Source organism: Acidimicrobiales bacterium (genome assembly GCA_035546775.1).
In the GTDB taxonomy this organism is placed as follows: domain Bacteria; phylum Actinomycetota; class Acidimicrobiia; order Acidimicrobiales; family JACCXE01; genus JACCXE01.
This window is the reverse complement of the sequence record DASZWD010000024.1, coordinates 1-20,042: the sequence shown is the minus strand read 5'-3', so window position 1 is coordinate 20,042 and position 20,042 is coordinate 1. Positions and strand designations below refer to the sequence as shown.

Here is a 20,042-nt window from a genome sequence, read left to right as displayed (position 1 = left end):
TCCGCCCATAGGGCGGAAAATCCTTCACAGAAGCGCGTCAGAGGACGAGTTCCGCCATGGTGCGCAGGAGGGCGGGGGAGCCGTTGGTCAGGAGGCTGGTGACCATGGAGGACTTCCACAGTTCGAGGTCGTCGCGGATCTTGGCGACGGGGCCGATCAGGCAGATCTCCTCGACCATCGCGGTGGGGACCGCGGCGATGGCGTCGGCTTGATGACCGTCGAGGTAGAGGTCCTGGATCTTGTGGGCCTCGCCCTCGTAGCCCATGCGGCAGAACACGTCGAAGTGGAAGTTCATCTCGCGCGCGCCCATTCCGCCGACGTACAACGCGATCATCGGGCGCAGGGCGTCGGCGGCGCGCTCGACGTCGTCGTCGATCGACACCGTCACCATGGCGTTGACCTCGAAGCCGTCGCGCACAGGGCCGAGGGCGTCGCGGTACATCTTGTCGTGGCGGGGTGAGTAGAAGATCGGGAACCAGCCGTCGGCGATCTCCGCCGCCAGCGCGACGTTCTTGGGGCCTTCGGCGCCGAGCAGGATCGGGATGTCGCGGCGCAAGGGGTGCACGATCGACTTGAGCGGCTTGCCGAGCCCGAGTCCGCCGGGATAGGGCAGCGGGTAGTGCGGCCCGTCGTTGGTGACGGGCGCCTCGCGGGCCAGCACCTTGCGGATGATCTCGACGTACTCGCGGGTGCGGGCCAGCGGCTTGGCGAACGACTCGCCGTACCAGCCCTCGACGACCTGCGGACCCGACACACCGAGGCCGAGCACGAAGCGCCCGCCCGAGAGGTGGTCGAGGGTGAGCGCCGCCATCGCCATGGCGGTCGGCGAGCGCGCCGAGAGTTGCGCCAGGTTCGTCCCGAGGCGGATCGTCGAGGTCGCCGAGCCCCACCACGCCAGGGGGGTCAAGGCGTCCGAGCCGTAGGACTCGGCGACCCAGACACTGTCGAAGCCCAGGCGTTCCGCTTCGAGAATCGTGTCGAGCGGATTGGCCGGGGGACCGGCACCCCAGTACCCCATGTGCAGGCCGAGCTTCACGTGCCAAACTGTAACGCGTTCCAATTTTGGAGGAGGCCGCGTGTACATCGGTTACACCGAGGAACAGGAGAAGCTGCGCCAGGAACTCCGGGCCTACTACCGCGAGCTGCTGACGCCTGAGGTCGAGGCGGAGCTGGGCAAGGAGCACGGCGTCGGCCCGACCACGCGGCGGATCTTCAAGCAGATGGCGGCCGACGGCTGGGTCGGCATCGGCTGGCCGAAGGAGTACGGCGGTCAGGGCCGCAGCCAGATCGAGCAGTTCGTGTTCTTCGACGAGTCGATGCGCTGCGGCGCCCCCGTCCCGATGCTGACGATCAACACCGTCGGGCCGACGATCATGCAGTTCGGCACCGACGAGCAGAAGAACGACTACCTGCCGCGCATCCTGCGGGGCGAAATCACGTTCTGCGTCGGCTACAGCGAACCGGGTGCGGGCACCGACCTGGCGTCGCTCACCACCCGCGCCGTACGCGACGGCGACGAGTACGTGATCAACGGCCAGAAGATCTTCACGTCGCTGTCGAGCGACGCCGACTACGTGTGGCTGGCGGCGCGCACGAACCCCGAGGTGTCCAAGCACAAGGGCATCTCGATCATCATCGTGCCCCGCGACACGCCGGGCTTCTCGGTGCAGCCGATGCACCTGCTGAGCGAGCACGACATCAACCAGACCTTCTACGACGACGTGCGCGTCCCCGTCACCAACTGCGTCGGCGGCGAGAACAACGGCTGGAACCTGATCACCAACCAGCTGAACCACGAACGGGTGACGCTGTGCTCGACGGGCATCCCCGAGTCGCTGCTCCACGACGTGCGCCAGTACGCGCAGGAAACGAAGCTGATCGAGCAGGAGTGGGTGCAGATGAACCTGGCGCGGGTCTACGCCCGCCTCGAGTTCCTCAAGCTCATCAACTGGAAGGTGGCGTGGTCGGCCTCGACGGGCGCCGGCCTCAACATCGCCGACGCGTCGACCACGAAGGTGTTCGGCACCGAGTTCTACCTCGAAGCCTTCCGCCTGCTGTTCGAGATCATCGGCGAGGCCGCGTACCTCACGCAGGACTCACCCGAAGCGGTGCTCAAGGCGCGCCTCGAGCGCTACTACCGCAGCCTGCTCATCCTCACCTTCGGTGGCGGCGTCAACGAGGTCCAGCGCGACCTCATCGCCATGTTCGGCCTCGGCATGCCAAGGAGCCTGCGCTAATGGACTTCACCTTCAGCGAAGAAGAGGAAGCGGCGCGCGATCTCGCCGCGCAGATCCTCGGCGACAAGTGCACCCACGAACGCCTGCGCGCCCTCGAACGCGCCGGCACCTACTTCGACCGCGACACGTGGGCGGCCTTCGCCCAGGCCGGCCTGCTCGACGGATTCGGCTTCGTGGCGACGTGCCTGATGCTCGAACAGGTCGGACGCTTCAGCGCGCCGATCCCGCTGCTGCCGACGCTGGTCACCGCCGCCGCGCTGCGCCACTTCGGCGCCACCGACCTGCTCGACGACCCGGCCCGCGTGCTGACGAGCGCGCTGGTCGAAAGCCCCCAGGACGGCGTCAAGATCTGCGTCCCGGCCGGGCTCGACGCGTCGCACGCGCTCGTCGACACCCCCGAAGGCCTGTTCCTGCTCGACCTCGAAGGACCGGGCGTGACGCGCACGCGCCTCGACACGACGTCGGGCATCCCCGAGGCGCGCCTCGACTTCCGCGACGCGCCGCTGACCCAGATCGGCGGGCCCGACGCCGTCGAGTGGTTGCTCCAGCGTATGACGGTGGCCACGTGCGCGGTGATGCTCGGCTGCTGCGAGCAGGCGCTGGCGATGACGGCCGAGTACACCGGCTCGCGCCAGCAGTTCGACAAGCCGATCGGCACGTTCCAGGCCGTGGGCCAGCGCGCCGCGGACGCGTACATCGACACCGAAGCGATCCGCCTCACGCTGTGGCAGGCGGCGTGGCGGCTGTCCGAGGGGCTACCGGCGGCGGCGGAGGTGGCGGTGGCGAAGTTCTGGGCGGCCGAGGGTGGCCAGCGCGTCGTGCACGCGGCCCAGCACCTGCACGGTGGCATCGGCGTCGACCGCGACTACCCGCTGCACCGCTACTTCCTGTGGGCCAAGCAACTCGAGCTCAGCCTCGGCGGCGCCACCAAGCAGCTGCGCAAGCTCGGCGCCCTGCTCGCGGCGGAGCCCGTCTAGGTGGGTTCGCCCGCCGTCGAACCCGCGATCGGCATCTCAGGCAGGCCGAGCTTGCGGTGGTCCCACGTGCGGGCGCGCGTCGCGTGTACGCGCACGGCGACGCGGTTGTGCAGCATCGACTCCACCAGCGGCTTCACTTCGTCGGAGTACTCGCCTTGGTAGCGGTTCCACACGCTCACACCGACGCGCCACAGCGCGTCCGGGTCGTCGACGATCTCGGCGGTGCCTTCGAGCGACACGCCGCGCAACTGGTCGTAGGTCTTGCCCGCCTCGATCGAACAGGTGATGCGCGGGTCGCGGCGCAGGTTCTGCACCTTCTGCGATTTCGCCTTGGTCTCGAACCAGATGTCGCCGTCGACGACGGCGAACCACATCGCCACCACGTGCGGGTGACCGCTCGGACCGTTCGTGGCCATGGTCATGGTGCGGCTCGAGTTGAGGAACGCTTCGCGCTCGGCGTCGGTCATCGTGATCTGCGATCGCTGGTTGGTTGCCATCGGAATGGAAAGCTAACGAAGTAATGGCGAGCACACCTCAGCCCGAAGTCCTGACGCGCTCGCAGCACGCCCGCCGCGCCCGTGTCATCCAAGCCGCGATCGAACTCGCCACCGAAGGCGGCTACGACGCGGTGCAGATGCGCGACGTGGCGGCGCGCGCCGACGTCGCCCTCGGCACCGTCTACCGCTACTTCTCCTCGAAAGACCACCTGCTCGCCGCCGCGCTGCTCGAGTGGGCCCGCAGCCTCGAGAGCGCCCCGGCGAAGGCGGTGGCCGCGTCCGACGAGCCGCTCGACCGGCTGATCGCGGTGATCCGCCGCATCACCCGCGCGTCGGGCCGCGCCCCCGAACTCTTCGCCGCCCTCGTGACCGCCATCACTGCTCCGGACCCGGCGGTGTCGGAGTGCCAGGCCGAGGTGCAACACATCGTGTCGATGGTGCTCTCGGCGCCGCTGGTCGACGTCGACCCCGAGATCCGCGACGGCGTCGTGCGTGTGCTGGCCCACGTGTGGTTCGCCTCGCTGCTGGGCTGGGTGAACGGCTGGACGCAGATGGGCGCGGTGGGCGAAGAGCTCGAGTTCGCGGCGCGGTTGCTGCTGCGCGACTAGAAACTAGAATCTGTTCTAGTTTGGGAATTCTAGGGAGGGTCACATGTCGGGCATTTGCGAGGGCCGCGTCGTCATCGTCACCGGGTCGGGACGCGGCATCGGCCGCGGCCACGCCCTGGAGTTCGCGCGGCAGGGAGCCAAGGTCGTCGTCAACGACCTCGGCGCCGAGCCCGACGGCACCGGCAGCTCGGCCGGGCCCGCCGGCGAGGTGGTCGACGCCATCCGCGCCATGGGCGGCGAGGCGATCGCCAACGGCGACGACGTCTCCGACTTCGACGCCGCCGGCCGCTTGGTGCAGTCCGCCGTCGACGCCTTCGGCGGCCTCGACGTGCTGGTGTGCAACGCCGGCATCCTGCGCGACCGGATGCTCGTGAGCATGTCGGAGGCCGAGTGGGACGCCGTGATCAAGGTCCACCTCAAGGGCACGTTCGCCCCGATGCACCACGCGGCCAACTACTGGCGCGACCGCGTCAAGGCGGGCGAGACCAACGACGCCCGCATCGTCAACACGAGCTCCGCCGCGGGACTGTTCGGCAACGTCGGCCAGAGCAACTACTCCGCGGCCAAGGCCGGCATCGCCGCGATGTCGCGCGTCGCCAGCGCCGAGCTCGGCCGCTACGGCGTGACGGTCAACGCCATTGCGCCGATCGCCCGCACCCGCATGACCGAGAACCTCTTCCCCGACGCCATGAAGACGCCCACGGACGGCTTCGACGCCATGGCCGCCGACAACGTGGCGCCGCTGGTCGTGTGGCTCGGCAGCCGCGAGTCGCGCGACGTCACCGGCCAGGTGTTCGAGGTCGACGGCGGCAAGATCTCGGTCGCCACCGGCTGGCAGCACGGGCCCGACATCAACAAGGGCGACCGGTGGGAACCGGCCGATATCGGCCCGGCGGTGCGCGACCTGCTGGCCAAGGCAACGCCCAATGTCCCGGTGATCGGCTCGCAGGCGTAAAGCCGCGACCGATGTTCCTCCAGGAGACCGCCGAGCAGCAGGCGCTGCGCCAGGAGTTGCGCGCCTACTTCGCGCGCCTCCTGACGCCGGCGGTGCGCGCCGAGTTGGCGGCCGACCCCGAGGGCGGTCCGGTGTTCCGACGCATCGTGCGCCAGATGGGCGCCGACGGCTGGCTCGGCGTCGGCTGGCCCGTCGAGTTCGGCGGCCAGGGTCGCCCGGCGACGGACCAGTTCATCTTCTTCGACGAAGTGCAGCGCGCCGCCGCGCCGTTCCCGTTCGTGACGCTCAACACCGTCGGGCCCACGATCATGGGCTTCGGCTCCGATGAGCAGAAGGCGGCGTTCCTGCCCGGCATCGTGCGCGGCGACATCAACTTCGCCATCGGCTACACCGAGCCCGAAGCCGGCACCGACCTGGCATCGCTGCGGACGCGGGCGGTGCGCGACGGCGACGAGTACGTCGTCAACGGGAACAAGGTCTTCACCAGCCAGGCCGACCAGGCCGACTACATCTGGCTGGCGGTGCGCACCGACCCCGGCGCGCCGAAGCACCGCGGCATCTCGATCCTGCTCGTGCCGACGTCGTCGCCCGGGTTCAGCTACACCCCGATCACCACCGTCGGCGGCACCAAGACGACGGCGACGTACTACACCGACGTGCGCGTGCCCGTCGCCAACCGCGTCGGCGAGGAGAACGCCGGCTGGCGCATGATCACCACCCAGCTCAACCACGAGCGCGTCGGGCTCGCGGCGTTCAGTGGTCTGGCGCTGCGGTTGTGGGACGACACGGCGCGCTACGTCGCCGCGGCCGGTCTCATCGACATCCCGTGGGTGCAGCTCGACCTGGCGCGCACCTACGCCAAGCTCGAAGCGATGCGCCTCATGAACTGGCGCATGGCGGCGGCCGTCGCCGACGGATCGCTGGCGCCGGGTGACTCCTCCGCGGTCAAGGTGTACGGCACCGAAACGGCGGTCGACGTGTACCGCACGCTGCTCGGCGTCGTCGGGGCCGCCGGCGCGATCCGCGCCGGGTCTCCGGGGGCGGTGCTGGCGGGCGAGCTCGAGCGCGCCGGGCGCTCGGCGCAGATCAACACCTTCGGCGGCGGCGTCAACGAAGTCCAGCGCGAGATCGTGGCCGCTGGCGCCCTGGGAATGGCTCGGCAGGCGCGTTGAGCGACTTTCTCGAACGCGTGCGCGCGTATGAAGGCCGCGTGATCGGCCCGCCGAGCGTGGCGCTCGACGCCGTCAACGCCGCCATGATCCGCCACTGGTGTGACGCGGTGGGCGACACCAACCCGATCTACGTCGACGACGCGGCGGCGCGCGCCGCGGGTCACGACGGCATCGTGGCGCCGCCGACGATGCTGCAGGCGTGGTCGATGCGCGGCCTCGGCGGTCGCACCGGCGCCACCGAGCAGGACGCGCTGTTCCGTGAACTCGACGCCGCCGGCTTCACGTCGGTCGTGGCCACCAACAGCGACCAGGAGTACTTCCGCTACCTGCGCCCGGGCGACGTCATCACGACGACCACGACCATCGAGTCGATCTCGGAGGAGAAGACGACGGCACTCGGCGTCGGCCACTTCGTCACGACGCTCCAGGAGTACCGCGATCAGGACGGCGAGCTCGTCGGCACGATGCGCTTCCGCATGCTCAAGTTCGCGCCTCGCCCCGCGGCGCCGGCGCGGCCGCGCCGCCCGCGGCCGGCGATCACCCACGACAACGCCTTCTGGTATGACGGCGTGAACGAGGGCAAGTTGCTGATCCAGCGCTGTGCGGCGTGCGGGAAGCTGCGCCACCCGCCGGGCCCGATGTGTCCGGCGTGCCATTCGCTGGAGTGGGACACGGTCGAGTCGGCCGGGCGCGGCACCGTCTACAGCTTCGTGGTCAACCACTACCCCCAGGTGCCGGCGTTCGACTACCCGCTCGTCGTCGCGGTGATCGCCCTCGACGAAGGCACGCGCCTGGTGTCGAACCTCGTGGGCGTCGACCCCGCCGACGTCACCATCGGCATGGCGGTCGAATGCGAGATGGTGCAGTTCGACGACGAGCTGACGCTGCCGCAGTTCCACCCGGTGGAGGCGAGCTAGTGGACTTCAACCTCGACGACGACCAGCGGGCGCTGCGCGACCTGGCGGGTCAGATCTTCGGCGGCGGGGGCGGCTGGAGCGATCTCGCCGATGCCGACCTGCTCGGGTTGTGCATCCCCGAGGCCCACGGCGGCAGCGGCCGCGGCCTCGTCGAACTGTGCCTCGTGCTCGAAGCGCAGGGCCGCGCCCTGGCCGACGTGCCGTTGCTGGAGACGATCGCCCTCGGGGCGTTGCCGCTCGCCCGGTTCGGCACTGACGTGCAGCAGAAGGAGTGGCTGCCGGCGGTGGTCCGGGGCGACGTGGTGCTCACCGCCGCCTTCGAAGCGACCGCCGTCCCCGCGGGCGACGTCGCCGACCGCGTGCTGGTCGTGCGCCCCGACGGCGTGTTCCTGTCAGACCCCCAGCGCGAAGTCGTCGCCACCACCGACCAGCGCGGCGCGGCGAACATCACCTTCACCGGCGGCGAGCCGCTGCCCGGCGCCGACGTCGACTGGATGCGCCAGCGGGCCCATGTCGCGCTCGCCGCCCTGCAACTGGGGGTGGCGAAGGAAGCGTTGCGTCGCACCGCCGAGTACACGTCGCAGCGCGAGCAGTTCGGCAAGCCGCTGTCGTCGTTCCAGGGCGTGGCGCTGCGCGCCGCCGACGCGTACATCGACACCGAAGCGATGGAGGTCACGATGCTGCAAGCGGCGTGGCGGCTCGACAACGGTCTCGAGGCGTCCAAGGAAGTCGCCATCGCCAAATGGTGGGCGGCCGAGGGGGGCGAGCGCGTCGTGTACGCCACCCAGCACCTGCACGGCGGTATGGGCGCCGACGTCGACTACCCGATCCACCGCTACTTCCTGTGGGGCAAACAGATCGCCAACGCGCTCGGGGGTGCGTCGTCGCAACTGGCCCGTCTCGGCGCGCTGCTCGCGGAGCAGTACCGATGACGGCGCGCGTGGGCGACACGCTGCCGCCGCTCGACATCCCGCTCACGCGCACGCTGATCGTGGCGACGGCCATCGCGTCGCGCGACTACCAGGACGTGCACCACGACGCCGAGCTCGCCCGCGAGCGCGGTTCGAAGGACATCTTCATGAACATCCTGTCGACCAACGGCTTCGTCGGCCGCTTCGTCACCGACTGGGCCGGGCCGGCGGCGCGCATCACCAAGGTGGCGATTCGTCTCGGCGCGCCCAACTATCCCGGCGACACCATGCGGATGACAGGCGAGGTGACGGCCGTCGAGGGCAACGTCGTGACCGTCGCCGTGCGCGGCGCCAACGACCTCGGCGACCACGTCACCGGCACCGTCACCCTGGAGATGCCGTGAACATCGGCGGGCAGACGGCCATCGCCGGCATCGGCGCCACGGAGTTCTCCAAGGACTCGGGGCGCAGCGAGCTGCGCCTCGCCGTGGAATCGGTGAAAGCGGCGCTCGACGACGCCGGCATCGCGCCGGCCGAGGTCGACGGCCTCGTCACCTTCACCATGGACAACAACCCCGAGATCGAAGTGGCGCGTCAACTCGGCATGGACGGGCTCAAGCTGTTCAGCCGCGTGCACTACGGCGGCGGGGCCGGCGCGGCCACGGTCATGCAGGCGGCGATGGCGGTGGCGACGGGCGTGGCGGAGGTCGTCGTGTGTTACCGCGCCTTCAACGAGCGCTCGGGGCGCCGCTTCGGCGCCGGCGTGCAGGGCCGTCCCGCTGAGCCGACCACGGAGAGCGCCCACTACGGCTGGTACTCGCCCTACGGGCTGCTCACGCCGGCGCAGTGGGTGGCGATGTTCGCCCGCCGCTACATGCACGAGTTCGGCGCGACCAGCGAGGACTTCGGCCGCATCGCGGTGGCCGACCGCTTCCACGCGTCGACCAACCCCGCGGCGTGGTTCTACAAGCAGCCGATCTCGCTCGAGGACCATCAGAACTCGCGCTGGATCTCCGAGCCGCTGCACCTGCTCGACTGCTGCCAGGAAAGCGACGGCGCCCAGGCGCTCGTGATCACGACTCTCGAGCGGGCCCGCGACTGTCCCAACCCGCCGGCGGTCATCACGGCGGCGGCCCAGGGCGCGGCGCGCAACCAGCAGATGATGACGAGCTACTACGACGACGACATGACCGGGTTGCCCGAAATGGGCCTGGTGGCCGAGCAGCTGTGGGCCACGTCGGGCCTCACCCCCGCCGACATCCAGACCGCGGTGTTCTACGACCACTTCACCCCCTTTGTGCTGTGCCAGATCGAGGAGTTCGGGTTCTGCGGGCGGGGTGAGGCGAAGGACTTCATCGTCGAGGCCGGCATCGAGCTCGGTGGTCAGCTGCCGATCAACACCAACGGCGGCCAGCTCGGCGAGGCCTACATCCACGGGATGAACGGCATCGCCGAGGCCGTCCGCCAGATCCGGGGGACAAGCGTGAACCAGCTCCCGTGGGTCGAACATGTGCTGGTCACGGCCGGAACCGGGGTGCCGACCAGCGGACTGATCCTTGGGGCCGCATAATCATGGGTGTGACGTGCGTCACACCGTTTCTGACGGTGCGTTAGATTTCGCACCACCACGGAGGCATGGGGGGCCTGTGACGAGACACAACCTTCGAGTCGCACCTCTGCTGCTCGTGCTCGCGCTGCTGGCGAGCGCGTGCGGCGCCCGCCTGACTGACGCGCAACGCAACGCGGTGCGCGCCGGTCAAACCGGCACCGCCGTGCAGGGGTCCAGCGTCGACGGCAGCGACGAGGGCGGCGACCAGTCGACCGACACCACCCTCGCGGCGGGCGACACGTCGTCGGGTGGCAGCGGCAACAACACGACGAACACCACGAGCGCCGGCGGCGGCGCGAGCCAGTCGAACGTGAACGTGCACGCTCTGCCCGCCGGCGGCAACGGCGGCGCCACCGACACCGGCGTCACCGCGTCGTCGATCACCCTCGGCAACGTGAGCACGCTCACGGGCCCGGTGCCGGGACTGTTCGCCGGCGCGGTCGTGGGCACGCAGGCCGTCGTCGCCTACGAGAACTCGCTCGGCGGCCTATGGGGTCGCACGTTCAAGCTCGACGCCCGCGACGACCAGTTCGACACCGGCCAGAACCGCACGCAGACCATCGACCTCATCGGCAAGGCGTTCGCCATGCTCGGGTCGTTCTCGCTCTACGACGACGCCGCGGCAGACCAACTCACGCAGGCGAAGATCCCCGACCTCAGCCATGCGCTGGGCGACGCCCGCTTCGCCGTGCCGACGAACTTCTCGATCCAGCCGTCGGCCAAGGGCGGCGACCTCGGCCCGTTCAACTACTTCAAGGCGCACAACCCCGACGTGATCACCAAGGTCGGCAGCATCGAGTCCGACATCCCATCCGCGGTCAAGCTGCACAAGGGGTACCGGGCGGCGGGCGAGAGCGTCGGTTACAAGTGGCTCTACGACCGGGCGATCGGCTCGACGGAGACGGACTTCACCTCCGACGTCGTGCGCATGCGCGACAGCGGCGTGAAGATGGTGTATCTGATCTCGGTCGACGACGCGACGGCGGCGCGCTTTGCCAAGGCGATGCAGTCGCAGAACTTCAAGCCCGAGGTCTTCCTCGTCGGCGGGTCGGGCTACGACGCCGACGTGATCGCCAAGGCGGGCAGCGCCGCCGACGGCATGCTGGTGACGTCGTCGACCGCGATGTACGGCGGGGAGGACGCGGCCTCGATCCCCGAGGTGGCGCTGTTCGACAAGTGGGTGCAGAAAGTGAAGCCCGGGTTCACGCCCGACATCTTCACCGCCTACGCGTGGGCCGAAGGTCGGCTGCTGTTCCAGGCGATGGAGAACGTCGGCCCGAAGGTGACGCGGGCCGCCATCAACGCCGAAGTGAAGAAGATCGGCAACTTCGACGACAGCGGGCTGTTCGCCACGTCGAACCCGGGGGCCAAGGGGCCCGCCGCGTGCTGGATCCTGCTCAAGGTCACCGGCGGCAAGTACGTGCGCATCGATTCACCCAAGGACGGTTACCGCTGCGACGACGGACCCTGGTACTTCGGCTAAGTGACCTCGTTCCTCGCCTACACCGTCATCGGCATCGCCACCGGGTGCATCTACGCGCTCACGGCGAGCGGCCTCGTCGTCACGTACACGACGTCGGGCATCTTCAACTTCGCCCACGGCGCCATCGGGATGCTGATGGCGTTCACCTACTGGCAGCTGACGGTGAAGGATCACTGGCCGCAGTGGCTCGGCCTTGTCGTCGTACTCGGCGTCATCGCCCCGCTGCTGGGTGCCGGCATTCAGCGCGTGTTGATGCGCCGCCTCTACGGCTCGAACGTCGGGACCACGCTGGTGATCACGCTCGGCTTGTTGCTGACGTGCATCGGTGTGGCCACCGCGGTGTGGGATCCGGGCGAGCCGCGGTCGATGCCGGAATTCTTCGCCGGCCACCGCCTGAAGCTCTTCAGCGTCTACGTCAGCTATCACCAGCTCACGATGATGAGCGTGGCGGTCCTCGTCGCCATCTTCCTGCGCCTGTTCCTGTTCCGCACCCGGATCGGCACGGCGATGCGCGCCGTCGTCGACGATCCTGAGCTCACCGCGCTCAACGGCGCGGCGCCCGATCGCGTCGCCGCGGTCAGCTGGGCGCTCGGCGCGTCGCTGGCGGGACTCGCCGGCATCCTGCTGGCGCCGCTCGTGTCGCTCGACATCATCCTGCTGACGCTGCTCGTCATCAACGGTTACGCGGCGGCGATGGTCGGCCGCCTCAAGAGCCTGCCGCTCACCTTCGTCGGCGGCATCGCCCTCGGTCTCGCCGAAGCGCACACCATCGGCAACCTGCCCTCGAACATCCTCAACATCGTCAAGCCGGCGCTACCGATCATCTTCCTCTACGCCGTGCTGCTGATCCTGCCCCAGGCGCGTCTGCGCGTCGGGCGTGTGGTGACGACCCATCGCGCCCCGCGCGTCGCCTCGCTGCGCGAGTCGCTGCTCGGCGCCGCGGCGTTCATCGCCATCGCCGGAGTGCTCGCCCAGGTGCTGTCGCCCGTCGACCTGTTCACCGTCGGCCAGGGCGTGGTGTTCGCGCTCATCATGCTGTCGCTGGTGCTGCTGACCGGTTATGGCGGCCAGGTGTCGCTGGCGCAGATGACCTTCGTCGGCATCGGCGCGTTCGGGATGGGCAAGTTCTTCGGCGGCGGGTCGATCCTCGGGTTCCTGGCGGCCGCCGGCCTCGCCGGGTTGGCCGGTGCCTTGGCTGCACTGCCGGCGATCCGCTTGCAGGGCCTGTACCTGGCGCTGTCGACGCTCGCCTTCGCCCAGGGCATGAGCGCGCTGTTCTTCAAGAACCACAACGTGTTCGGCTACGGCGGCCGCCTCGCCGTCGGGCGCCCGTCGATCCTCGGGGTGTCGTTCCACGGCGACAAGGCGTTCTTCATGCTGGTGTGCGTCACGTTCGCGCTGGCCGGCATCGGCGTGCTGGCGTTGCGGCGCGGCAAATTCGGCCGGCGCGTCGTCGCCATGCGCGAGAGCCCCGCCGCGTGTGCCACCCTCGGTCTCAATCTGACTTTCACCAAGCTCGCCCTGTTCGCGTTGTCGTCGGCCATGGCCGGCCTGGCCGGCGCGTTCTACGGCGGCCTGCGCGGCCAGGTTGGCCTCAACGACTTCGACGTCCTCCAGAGCCTCGTGCTGCTGCTGCTGGTCTACGTCGCCGGCGTCAACACGGTGTCGGGCGCGCTGTTCGGCGGTCTTACCTTCGGGCTGTTCCCCAAGATCCAGCGGGCGCTGCCCGGCATCCCGAGCCTGTCGTTCCTCGGCGCCGGCCTCGGCGCCATCGCCCTCGGGCGCAACCCCAACGGCTGGACGTCGGAGGTGCGGCCGAACCTCGAGAAGGTGCGCGACAGCCTCCAGGGGTCGAAGGCGCAGCCGACCGCCGAGTTCGAAGTGGCGCCGACCAATGCTTGACGTCGCCGACGTCGACGTGCGCTTCGGCGTCCTCGCGGCGCTGAGCGCCGTCGACCTGACCGCCGAAGCCGGACGCGTCACCGGGCTGATCGGCCCGAACGGCGCCGGCAAGACGACGCTGTTCAACGTCATCACCGGCCTGCAAGCGCCGACACGGGGTCGCGTGATCATCGACGGCGAGGACGTCACCAAGCTCAAGCCGCACCACCGCGCCCGGCGCCGCGTCGGGCGCACGTTCCAGCGCCTCGAGGTGTTCGGCGCGTTGAGCGCGCGCGAGAACATCCTTGTGGCCGCCGAGATCCGCAACTCGTGGGACTCGGCCACCGAAGAGCCCGGCGCCGTGGCCGACGAGATCCTGGAGCGCGTCGGGTTGCGCGACGTCGCCGACGCGCCGGTCGACGCCATGCCCACCGGCATGGCGCGCCTCGTCGAGTTGGGCCGCGCCCTGGCGATCCGTCCGAAGCTGCTGCTGCTCGACGAGCCCGGCTCGGGTCTCGACCCGGACGAGACGGAGGGCCTCGGGGACCTGCTGCTCGAACTGGCGGTCGACGGCATGGCGATCCTGCTCGTCGAGCACGACGTCGAACTCGTCATGCGCATCTGCGAGGAGCTCTACGTGCTCGACTTCGGCCGCCTGATCGCCAACGGCACACCGGCGCAGGTGCAAGCCGACGGGGCCGTGCAGGCCGCCTATCTCGGACTGGACGTGCCGGTATGAGACGCGGCGCCCGGACCGTGCTGGCCGGCGTCGTGGCCGGACTGTTGAGCGCGGCGCTGTTCGTCGTCGACGCACCCCACGCCGGCGCCGAAGGTTTGCTCGGCTACGACATGTCGGCCGACGCCCGGGGCGTGCAGGTGTTCACCGTGATCCCCGACCAGCGCATCCAACCCGAACTCGACATCCCGCAGGCGAGCACGACGCAGCAGTCGGGGACGGGTTATGCCCTGGCGAGCAGTGCGTGGCCCGGCGCCACCGTCGCCAACGGCGGCACGCTGCTCGGCTTGCTGGTGCCCGGCTTCCCACCCGAGATCGCCGCGCTGCTCGTGGATCCCGTGCGCGCCGAAGCGCGCACCGGCCAGGACCCGCCCACGACCACCTACGACGTGCCGGGCATGACGATGCGCTCGCGGGCCGACAACACATCGGCCGAGTCCGAAGCCGGCGCCCAGGGCCTCTCGCTGTTGCCGGGCGCCGCCGAGAAGCTGACGACCAGTTCGAGCACGCGCGCCACCGACAGCGCCGCGGTGGCAACGGCGCGCAGCGTCGTGCAGAACCTCAACGTGGCCGGCGTGCTGCAGATCGACCAGGTGGTGAGCACGGCCAAGGCCACCAGCGACGGCACGACCGGTAGCGGCGAGGCGCACACGTCGATCGCCGGCGCCACGGTGATGGGACAGGGCGTCACCATCGACGAGAAGGGACTGCACTTCGGCTCGACCAACCAGCCGCTCGACGCCGCGCTGCAGAAGGTGGCGAAGCAGGCGCTGGCCTCGGCGGGGATCAGCGTCACCCTGGGCCCGGCGACGAAGGAGATCAACGGTGCCGCCGCGGTGCTGAGCGCCAACTCGCTCATCATCACGGTCACGCAGCAGGGTTACTCCGTCGGGTTCGTGCTCGGCGGGGCGCGCGCCGCGTCGGCTGCGTCGTCGAGCGACGACGCCGTCGGCGACCTTGTCGGCGGCGCCGACACCGGCGTGCTCGGCGACAACAGCAACCTGGACTACGCGCTCACCGGTGGGCCCGACCTGACCGCGCTCGGCGGCTTGGGTGACACGTCGGGCGGCGGGCGGCGCACCCCTGGTCCCGCGGTGAGCCTGCCCACCACGGCGGCCGCAGCGACGGGCAAGCCGGTGTCGGCCGCGGCGCTGGTGCTCGGCGCGCTCGCCGCGCTGCTGCTCGCCGTCGGCATGCGGCGATTGAACACCGCGGTGCTCGCCGACCCGACCGCCGAGATCGCCTGCACGCTGCCGGGGGAGGACGGGGCGTGACGACCGCGCCGGCCCTCGAACTGCGCGACGTGCGCGCCGCCTACGGCCGCATCGAAGTGCTCCACGGCGTGTCCTTCGCCGTACCCGCGGGCTGCGTGTTCGCGCTCCTCGGTCCCAACGGCGCCGGCAAGTCGACGATCCACAAGGTCGCCAGCGGGCGGCTCGAGCCGACGAGCGGCTGCGTGCACGTCGCCGGGATCCACGTCAACGGGGCCGAGCCCGAGCAGCTGGCCCGTGCCGGGGTGTGCACCATCCCCGAGGGGCGCGGGGTGTTCCCCAACCTCACGGTCAACGAGAACCTGCGCATGATGACCTACAAGGGCGGGCTGCGGCAGCGCGACGTCGAAGAGCGCGCCTTCACCCGGTTTCCGCGGCTGAAGGAACGGCGCAAGCAGTTGGCGGGCACGCTGTCGGGCGGTGAGCAGCAGATGCTGGCGATGGCGCGCGCCCTCGTGACCGAACCCTCGCTGCTGTTGCTCGACGAGATCTCGATCGGCCTGGCGCCGATCATCGTGGGGCAGCTGTACGACCTCGTGCGCCAGATCCGCGACGAGGGCATCTCGATCCTGCTGGTCGAGCAGTTCGCCCAGACGGCGCTCGCCGTCGCCGACTACGCCGCCGTCATGGCGCACGGCGTGGTGCTCAACGTCGGCGAGCCGAAGGACATCGCCGAAGAAGTTTCCGCCGCGTATCTCGGAGGGGCCGCATGACGACGACGACAGGGGACATCACCGTGGACACCGAGCGGGACCGACGGCTGGCGCGGGCGATCTCGTCGCTGCGCACGCGCACGCAGGCGACCGACGCAGCCCGGGTGCTGCTCATCATCGGGTCGATCGCCGCGCCGCTCGGGCTCGTGATGATCGTGCTCGGGTGGTGGGGCGCGTCGCACACGCCCAACGTGTACGAGCAGATTCCGTATTCGATCAGCGGCGGCATGCTCGGCCTCGGCTTCGTGTTCGCCGGTGGCTTCGCCTACTTCGCCTACTGGATGACCCAGCTGGTGCACGCCACGCGCCGCGACACGGCCGAGACCCGTGCGGTGCTCGAGCGCATCGAAGAGCTGCTGGCCCGCGGCGAACGACCGGACCTGGTGGCGCCCGTCGCCTACGTCACGACGTCGCGGGGCACGCTGTACCACCGTCCCGATTGCGCCAGCGTGAAGGGCCGCACCGGCCTCAAGCGCGTCGACCCCGCGACCACGACGCTCAAGCCGTGCGGGATGTGTAACCCCTAACCGCAGGTCAAGAGCCGAGCTGCTCCTCGCGCTGGCGCTGGGTGGAGTGCATCGGGTCGGTGTCGAACTGCGGGATGACGTACTTGCCGAACGTCTCCACCGCCTCGACGGCGATCTCGACGGGCATGGTGGAGCTGAGCATGCCGAAGGTGATCTGGTCGGCGCCGATGTCGGCGTAGTTCTGGACGCACTTCGCGCACTCGTCGGGGGTGCCGATCGTGGTCAGCCCGTTCTTGATCGACTGCTCCATCTGCTCGGGCGTGGCGTCGGGGATGAGCGCGGGCCACTCGGGAATGCCCGGTGGCTTGGGGAACGTGTCGAGATACCGGAATACGAGTGACGTGTGGTAGCCGCTGGTCATGTTGCAGGCGATGTCGCGCGCCTTCTGCCCGTCCTCCAAACACAGCATCTGCGACGTGACCATCACGTTGTTGTTGACGTACTCGCCGACGGGCTCGGCGTTCTTGATCTCACGCTTGTACGTCTCGATGAGCGGGGCGAGCGTCTTGGGGGAGCCGGTGGTGAAGCACAGCACGCCGAGGCCCATCTGCGCCGCCTTCTCGAAGGTCGACGGGCTGCCGGCGGCGACCCACATCGGCGGGTGCGGCTTGGTGTAGGGCTTGGGCAGCACGTTGCGTTCCGGCATCGAGAAGAACTTGCCGTCGAACGAGTACGGCTCGTCGCGCCACATCTTCTTGAACTCGGGGATGACCTCGTCGAACATCTCGCGGGTCAGCTCAGGGTCGTCGATGCCGAAGCCCTTCTGCTCGGTCGAGCTCGAACCGCGGCCCATGCCGAACTCGAAACGACCGCCGCTGAGGTGGTCGAGCATCGCCACCTTCTCGGCGACGCGCGCCGGCGCGCTCACCGGCGGCGTGATGTTGAAGATGCCGCTGCCGATGTGGATGCGGTTGGTGACGCCGGCCACGTAGGCGAGGAACGCCTCGTTGGCCGACAGGTGCGAGTACTCGGTGAGGAAGTGGTGCTCGGTCGCCCACGTGTACTTGAACCCGGATCGGTCGGCCGCCTTCACCCACTCGATCTCGTCCATCAGCCGGTTGTGCTCGGCGTTGACGGGGTCCTTGTCCTTCAGGACCTGGGGCAGGTAGAGGCTGTTGAAAATCCCGAATTCCACCATCGGCAAAACTGTAACACGTTCTATTTTATGGCGACAGGGGCAACCGGGGCTCCGAGGCCACCGACGAAGGGCTCGGGGGTGGCGCCGAGGAAGAACGCGTAGACGCCGTCGCGCGCGCAGTCGACGGCGAGCGCCTCGAGGTCCCAGTTCTGTCCCTGCGTGAGACCCATCTCGACGATGTCGAGCAGGTGGACGGGCAGCAGGAAATCGGGGTCGTCGCCGGGAAACGCCTCGAAGACCAACGTGTCGGTGGCGGCCGCCGCAATGTCGTGGGCGTGGAACCACTCGACGCAGTGGATCGACGGGCCGGGGCTCGGGTGCGTGTAGCCGACCTTGTCACCGGCGTGGAGGAGCTGCATCTGGCCGGTGCGGATGAGCACGATGTCGCCGGGCTCGACGGTGACCCGTGCGAGTTCGGCGGCGGCGTCGAGATCAGCGCCGGTGATCGAGTAGCCCGGTTCGAGGCGGTCGACGCCGTTTGCCCGCGCCACGTCGAGCAGCACGCCGCGGCCGACGAGGGCGCCGATCTTGTCGATGCCGCCCTTCGCCGCGCCGCGCTCGTCGATCGTCGCCGGGTCGTAGCCGTTGTAGAGGCGCCCGTCGTAGGACACGTGGGCGAGCGAGTCCCAGTGCGTGCCGGCTTGGAGTCCCATGGTGACGGCGTCGTCGCTCGAACAGAACATCGTCGGGTCGCCGAAGGATGGTTCGTTGATCATGTGCATCGTGCGCGTCGGGTTGACGCGCCCGGGGATGAAGCCGAGCTGCGGCCCGTCCTCCGACAGCGCGATGGCGAGGGGGAAGGCTTTGCCGGTCTTGACCAGCGCGGCGGCGCGGCGGCGCACGTCGTCGGTGATCAGGTTCAGGGTGCCGCGTTCGTCGTCGTCGCCCCACCGCCCCCAGTTGTTGACCTTGGCCGCCAGGGCGCGGAACGACTCGGGGACCGGCATGCGCGTCAAACTACGGCGTGGCCGAACCCAATGTCGTGGTGCACCACGTCGACGTGCCGGACGATCCCTTGCCGATCGAGGCGTGGACCGACGACGAGATCGCGGCGCGCTACGACGTGCCGGCGCGCGGCGCCCTGCGCGCGCTGCAGGAAGGCCGCGCCGACGGCGTGCGCCGTGTCGTGTTCGTGCTGCCGGCGACGGTTGGGCCGGCGAGCGAGACGGTGCGGATCCTGGCGCTGAGCGCGGCGCGGCAGTGGGCCGACGAAGGCGTCACGGTCAACTGCATCGTCGGCGATGCCGCGCCGGCCGTCGTCGAGTTCCTCAGCAGCGGCGCCGTGACGGGCAAGACGCTGTGAGCGTCGCGCTCGTCACCGGCGCAGGCCGGGGCGTCGGTCGCGGGTGTGCGCTGGGACTCGGGGCCGCCGGCCACGCCGTCGTGGTGGCGTCGCGGACCGCCGACAACGGCGAGCCCGTCGCCGAGGAGATCCGCGCCGCGGGCGGCCGGGCGATCTGCGTGCCAACCGACGTGCTGTCGCGCGACGCGATCTTCGCCGCGGTGGCGCGGGGCGTCGACGAGTTCGGCGGGCTCGACGTGATGGTGCACAACGCCTTCACCGGCACCGGCCGTCCATACCGCGTCGAGGACGCGGGCGATGACGAGTGGGAGCGGACGTCGCGCTCGGCGGTGTGGGCGTCGATCTGGTGTGCGCAGGCGGCATCGGCACATCTCAAGGCGAGCGAGTGCGGCCGGTTGATCCTCGTGAGTTCCGCGGCGGGCATCGAAGGCAGCGATTCGTTGCCGCTGTACGCGGCGGTGAAGGCCGGCCAGCGCGGGCTCGCGATGTCACTGGCGCGCGAGTGGGGACCCGACGGCGTCACCGTCAACTGCATCGCGCCCCTCGCCGCCACCGACGCGCTGTCCTACGCCTTCCACAAAAACCCCGACCTCAAGCCGTTCCTCGAATCCCGCGTCGCGCTCGGCCGCCTCGGCGACCCCGAGCGCGATATCGGCCCCGTCCTCGCGTTCCTCGCATCGGAAGCCGCCGGCTACATCACCGGCCAGACGATCGTCTGCGACGGCGGCAACTACATCGCCTGACGCGCTCCGCTACACCGCCACCGGGTCGAGGTTGTGCGCGTTCTTCGAGCCACATGAGGCCTTCGATGGCGGTGGCGTAGTCGGGGTGGTGGCCGTCCCAGTTCGGTAGTGGGGTGTCGGGTGTGATCGGTCGGCCTGACGCACCGGTTGCAGGGATGGTGCCGGTGGGTGTGGCGGGTGTGGGGGCGGCGATGAGTTCGATGCCGTCGGGGTTGAAGAACCGGAACGTTTGGCGGGGGCCTTTCTTGACGGTGAAGCCGCGGTGGTGGATGGCGTTGTGGTGGAAGCGGCACAGCAGGAGGAGGTTGTCGATGTCGGTGCGGCCGCCGTGTTCCCATTCTTCGAGGTGGTGGGCGTCGACGAA

The 20,042-nt window shown here is 69.7% G+C and carries 22 protein-coding genes; 17 read left to right on the top strand and 5 right to left on the bottom strand.

What is annotated here, in order from left to right; genetic code table 11:
• Nucleotides 1–37: 37 nt before the first annotated feature.
• A complete protein-coding gene (locus tag VHC63_05040) occupies nucleotides 38–1,036 on the bottom strand; it encodes an LLM class F420-dependent oxidoreductase (protein HVV35949.1) in 999 nt (332 codons plus the stop codon).
• Between the two features lie 40 nt (nucleotides 1,037–1,076).
• On the opposite strand from VHC63_05040, the gene VHC63_05035 reads away from it, so the two are divergent.
• Nucleotides 1,077–2,237 (top strand): acyl-CoA dehydrogenase family protein, encoded by a 1,161-nt coding sequence (locus VHC63_05035; GenBank protein HVV35948.1) that lies wholly within the window; start codon nucleotides 1,077–1,079, stop codon nucleotides 2,235–2,237.
• Nucleotides 2,237–3,214, top strand: a complete 978-nt coding sequence (locus VHC63_05030; protein ID HVV35947.1) for an acyl-CoA dehydrogenase family protein — start codon at nucleotides 2,237–2,239, stop codon at nucleotides 3,212–3,214. Before VHC63_05035 ends, VHC63_05030 begins: the two co-directional genes overlap by 1 nt.
• Here VHC63_05030 and VHC63_05025 read toward each other — a convergent pair.
• Entirely contained in the window at nucleotides 3,211–3,711 is a 501-nt protein-coding gene (locus VHC63_05025; GenBank protein HVV35946.1) for a PPOX class F420-dependent oxidoreductase, read from the bottom strand. The genes VHC63_05030 and VHC63_05025 overlap by 4 nt on opposite strands.
• 23 nt (nucleotides 3,712–3,734) lie before the next feature.
• Here VHC63_05025 and VHC63_05020 point away from each other — a divergent pair, with 23 nt between their 5' ends.
• The 13 genes from VHC63_05020 to VHC63_04960 all read left to right on the top strand — a co-directional run bounded on the left by VHC63_05020 (nucleotide 3,735) and on the right by VHC63_04960 (nucleotide 16,494).
• Nucleotides 3,735–4,319, top strand: coding sequence for a TetR family transcriptional regulator (locus VHC63_05020; protein HVV35945.1), 585 nt, complete (start codon nucleotides 3,735–3,737; stop codon nucleotides 4,317–4,319).
• A gap of 43 nt (nucleotides 4,320–4,362) precedes the next feature.
• Nucleotides 4,363–5,274 carry an SDR family oxidoreductase gene (locus VHC63_05015; protein HVV35944.1) on the top strand — a complete coding sequence of 304 codons (912 nt, stop codon included), beginning with the start codon at nucleotides 4,363–4,365 and terminating at the stop codon, nucleotides 5,272–5,274.
• An 11-nt stretch (nucleotides 5,275–5,285) separates the two neighbouring features.
• Complete coding sequence (locus VHC63_05010) at nucleotides 5,286–6,446, top strand: acyl-CoA dehydrogenase family protein (protein HVV35943.1); 1,161 nt, start codon at nucleotides 5,286–5,288, stop codon at nucleotides 6,444–6,446.
• Nucleotides 6,443–7,363 carry a bifunctional MaoC family dehydratase N-terminal/OB-fold nucleic acid binding domain-containing protein gene (locus VHC63_05005; protein ID HVV35942.1) on the top strand — a complete coding sequence of 307 codons (921 nt, stop codon included), beginning with the start codon at nucleotides 6,443–6,445 and terminating at the stop codon, nucleotides 7,361–7,363. The genes VHC63_05010 and VHC63_05005 overlap by 4 nt, the downstream gene beginning before the upstream one ends.
• A complete protein-coding gene (locus VHC63_05000) occupies nucleotides 7,363–8,295 on the top strand; it encodes an acyl-CoA dehydrogenase family protein (protein ID HVV35941.1) in 933 nt (310 codons plus the stop codon). The genes VHC63_05005 and VHC63_05000 overlap by 1 nt, the downstream gene beginning before the upstream one ends.
• A complete protein-coding gene (locus VHC63_04995; protein ID HVV35940.1) occupies nucleotides 8,292–8,678 on the top strand; it encodes a MaoC family dehydratase in 387 nt (128 codons plus the stop codon). The genes VHC63_05000 and VHC63_04995 overlap by 4 nt, the downstream gene beginning before the upstream one ends.
• Complete coding sequence (locus VHC63_04990; protein HVV35939.1) at nucleotides 8,675–9,844, top strand: lipid-transfer protein; 1,170 nt, start codon at nucleotides 8,675–8,677, stop codon at nucleotides 9,842–9,844. The genes VHC63_04995 and VHC63_04990 overlap by 4 nt, the downstream gene beginning before the upstream one ends.
• A gap of 76 nt (nucleotides 9,845–9,920) precedes the next feature.
• Nucleotides 9,921–11,366 (top strand): ABC transporter substrate-binding protein, encoded by a 1,446-nt coding sequence (locus tag VHC63_04985; GenBank protein ID HVV35938.1) that lies wholly within the window; start codon nucleotides 9,921–9,923, stop codon nucleotides 11,364–11,366.
• Nucleotides 11,367–13,268: an ABC transporter permease gene (locus VHC63_04980; protein HVV35937.1), complete on the top strand. Its 1,902-nt coding sequence runs from the start codon at nucleotides 11,367–11,369 to the stop codon at nucleotides 13,266–13,268.
• The gene (locus VHC63_04975) at nucleotides 13,261–13,986 is read left to right on the top strand and encodes an ABC transporter ATP-binding protein (GenBank protein HVV35936.1); all 726 of its coding nucleotides are present in this window, start codon (nucleotides 13,261–13,263) and stop codon (nucleotides 13,984–13,986) included. The genes VHC63_04980 and VHC63_04975 overlap by 8 nt, the downstream gene beginning before the upstream one ends.
• Nucleotides 13,983–15,257: a hypothetical protein gene (locus VHC63_04970; protein HVV35935.1), complete on the top strand. Its 1,275-nt coding sequence runs from the start codon at nucleotides 13,983–13,985 to the stop codon at nucleotides 15,255–15,257. The genes VHC63_04975 and VHC63_04970 overlap by 4 nt, the downstream gene beginning before the upstream one ends.
• Nucleotides 15,254–15,967: an ABC transporter ATP-binding protein gene (locus VHC63_04965; protein HVV35934.1), complete on the top strand. Its 714-nt coding sequence runs from the start codon at nucleotides 15,254–15,256 to the stop codon at nucleotides 15,965–15,967. The genes VHC63_04970 and VHC63_04965 overlap by 4 nt, the downstream gene beginning before the upstream one ends.
• Nucleotides 15,964–16,494: a hypothetical protein gene (locus VHC63_04960; GenBank protein ID HVV35933.1), complete on the top strand. Its 531-nt coding sequence runs from the start codon at nucleotides 15,964–15,966 to the stop codon at nucleotides 16,492–16,494. Before VHC63_04965 ends, VHC63_04960 begins: the two co-directional genes overlap by 4 nt.
• A 7-nt stretch (nucleotides 16,495–16,501) precedes the next feature.
• On the opposite strand, the gene VHC63_04955 is transcribed toward VHC63_04960, so the two are convergent.
• Nucleotides 16,502–17,629 carry an LLM class flavin-dependent oxidoreductase gene (locus tag VHC63_04955; GenBank protein HVV35932.1) on the bottom strand — a complete coding sequence of 376 codons (1,128 nt, stop codon included), beginning with the start codon at nucleotides 17,627–17,629 and terminating at the stop codon, nucleotides 16,502–16,504.
• Between the two features lie 23 nt (nucleotides 17,630–17,652).
• The gene (locus tag VHC63_04950; GenBank protein ID HVV35931.1) at nucleotides 17,653–18,579 is read right to left on the bottom strand and encodes a cyclase family protein; all 927 of its coding nucleotides are present in this window, start codon (nucleotides 18,577–18,579) and stop codon (nucleotides 17,653–17,655) included.
• 17 nt (nucleotides 18,580–18,596) lie between these two features.
• On the opposite strand from VHC63_04950, the gene VHC63_04945 reads away from it, so the two are divergent.
• Nucleotides 18,597–18,935, top strand: a complete 339-nt coding sequence (locus tag VHC63_04945; GenBank protein HVV35930.1) for a hypothetical protein — start codon at nucleotides 18,597–18,599, stop codon at nucleotides 18,933–18,935.
• On the top strand, nucleotides 18,932–19,678 hold the full coding sequence (locus VHC63_04940) for an SDR family oxidoreductase (protein HVV35929.1): 747 nt from the start codon (nucleotides 18,932–18,934) through the stop codon (nucleotides 19,676–19,678). The genes VHC63_04945 and VHC63_04940 overlap by 4 nt, the downstream gene beginning before the upstream one ends.
• On the opposite strand, the gene VHC63_04935 is transcribed toward VHC63_04940, so the two are convergent.
• On the bottom strand, nucleotides 19,632–20,042 hold a 411-nt coding region (locus VHC63_04935; GenBank protein HVV35928.1), incomplete at its 5' end, for an HNH endonuclease signature motif containing protein. The genes VHC63_04940 and VHC63_04935 overlap by 47 nt on opposite strands.

What these genes read in the sequence shown, in the direction of transcription:
- VHC63_05030 (HVV35947.1), top strand. Translation starts at nt 2,237, where the DNA reads ATGGACTTCACCTTCAGCGAAGAAGAGGAAGCGGCGCGCGATCTCGCC.
- VHC63_05025 (HVV35946.1), bottom strand. Translation starts at nt 3,711, where the DNA reads ATGGCAACCAACCAGCGATCGCAGATCACGATGACCGACGCCGAGCGC.
- VHC63_05020 (HVV35945.1), top strand. Translation starts at nt 3,735, where the DNA reads ATGGCGAGCACACCTCAGCCCGAAGTCCTGACGCGCTCGCAGCACGCC.
- VHC63_05015 (HVV35944.1), top strand. Translation starts at nt 4,363, where the DNA reads ATGTCGGGCATTTGCGAGGGCCGCGTCGTCATCGTCACCGGGTCGGGA.
- VHC63_05010 (HVV35943.1), top strand. Translation starts at nt 5,286, where the DNA reads ATGTTCCTCCAGGAGACCGCCGAGCAGCAGGCGCTGCGCCAGGAGTTG.
- VHC63_04995 (HVV35940.1), top strand. Translation starts at nt 8,292, where the DNA reads ATGACGGCGCGCGTGGGCGACACGCTGCCGCCGCTCGACATCCCGCTC.
- VHC63_04975 (HVV35936.1), top strand. Translation starts at nt 13,261, where the DNA reads ATGCTTGACGTCGCCGACGTCGACGTGCGCTTCGGCGTCCTCGCGGCG.
- VHC63_04970 (HVV35935.1), top strand. Translation starts at nt 13,983, where the DNA reads ATGAGACGCGGCGCCCGGACCGTGCTGGCCGGCGTCGTGGCCGGACTG.
- VHC63_04960 (HVV35933.1), top strand. Translation starts at nt 15,964, where the DNA reads ATGACGACGACGACAGGGGACATCACCGTGGACACCGAGCGGGACCGA.
- VHC63_04950 (HVV35931.1), bottom strand. Translation starts at nt 18,579, where the DNA reads ATGCCGGTCCCCGAGTCGTTCCGCGCCCTGGCGGCCAAGGTCAACAAC.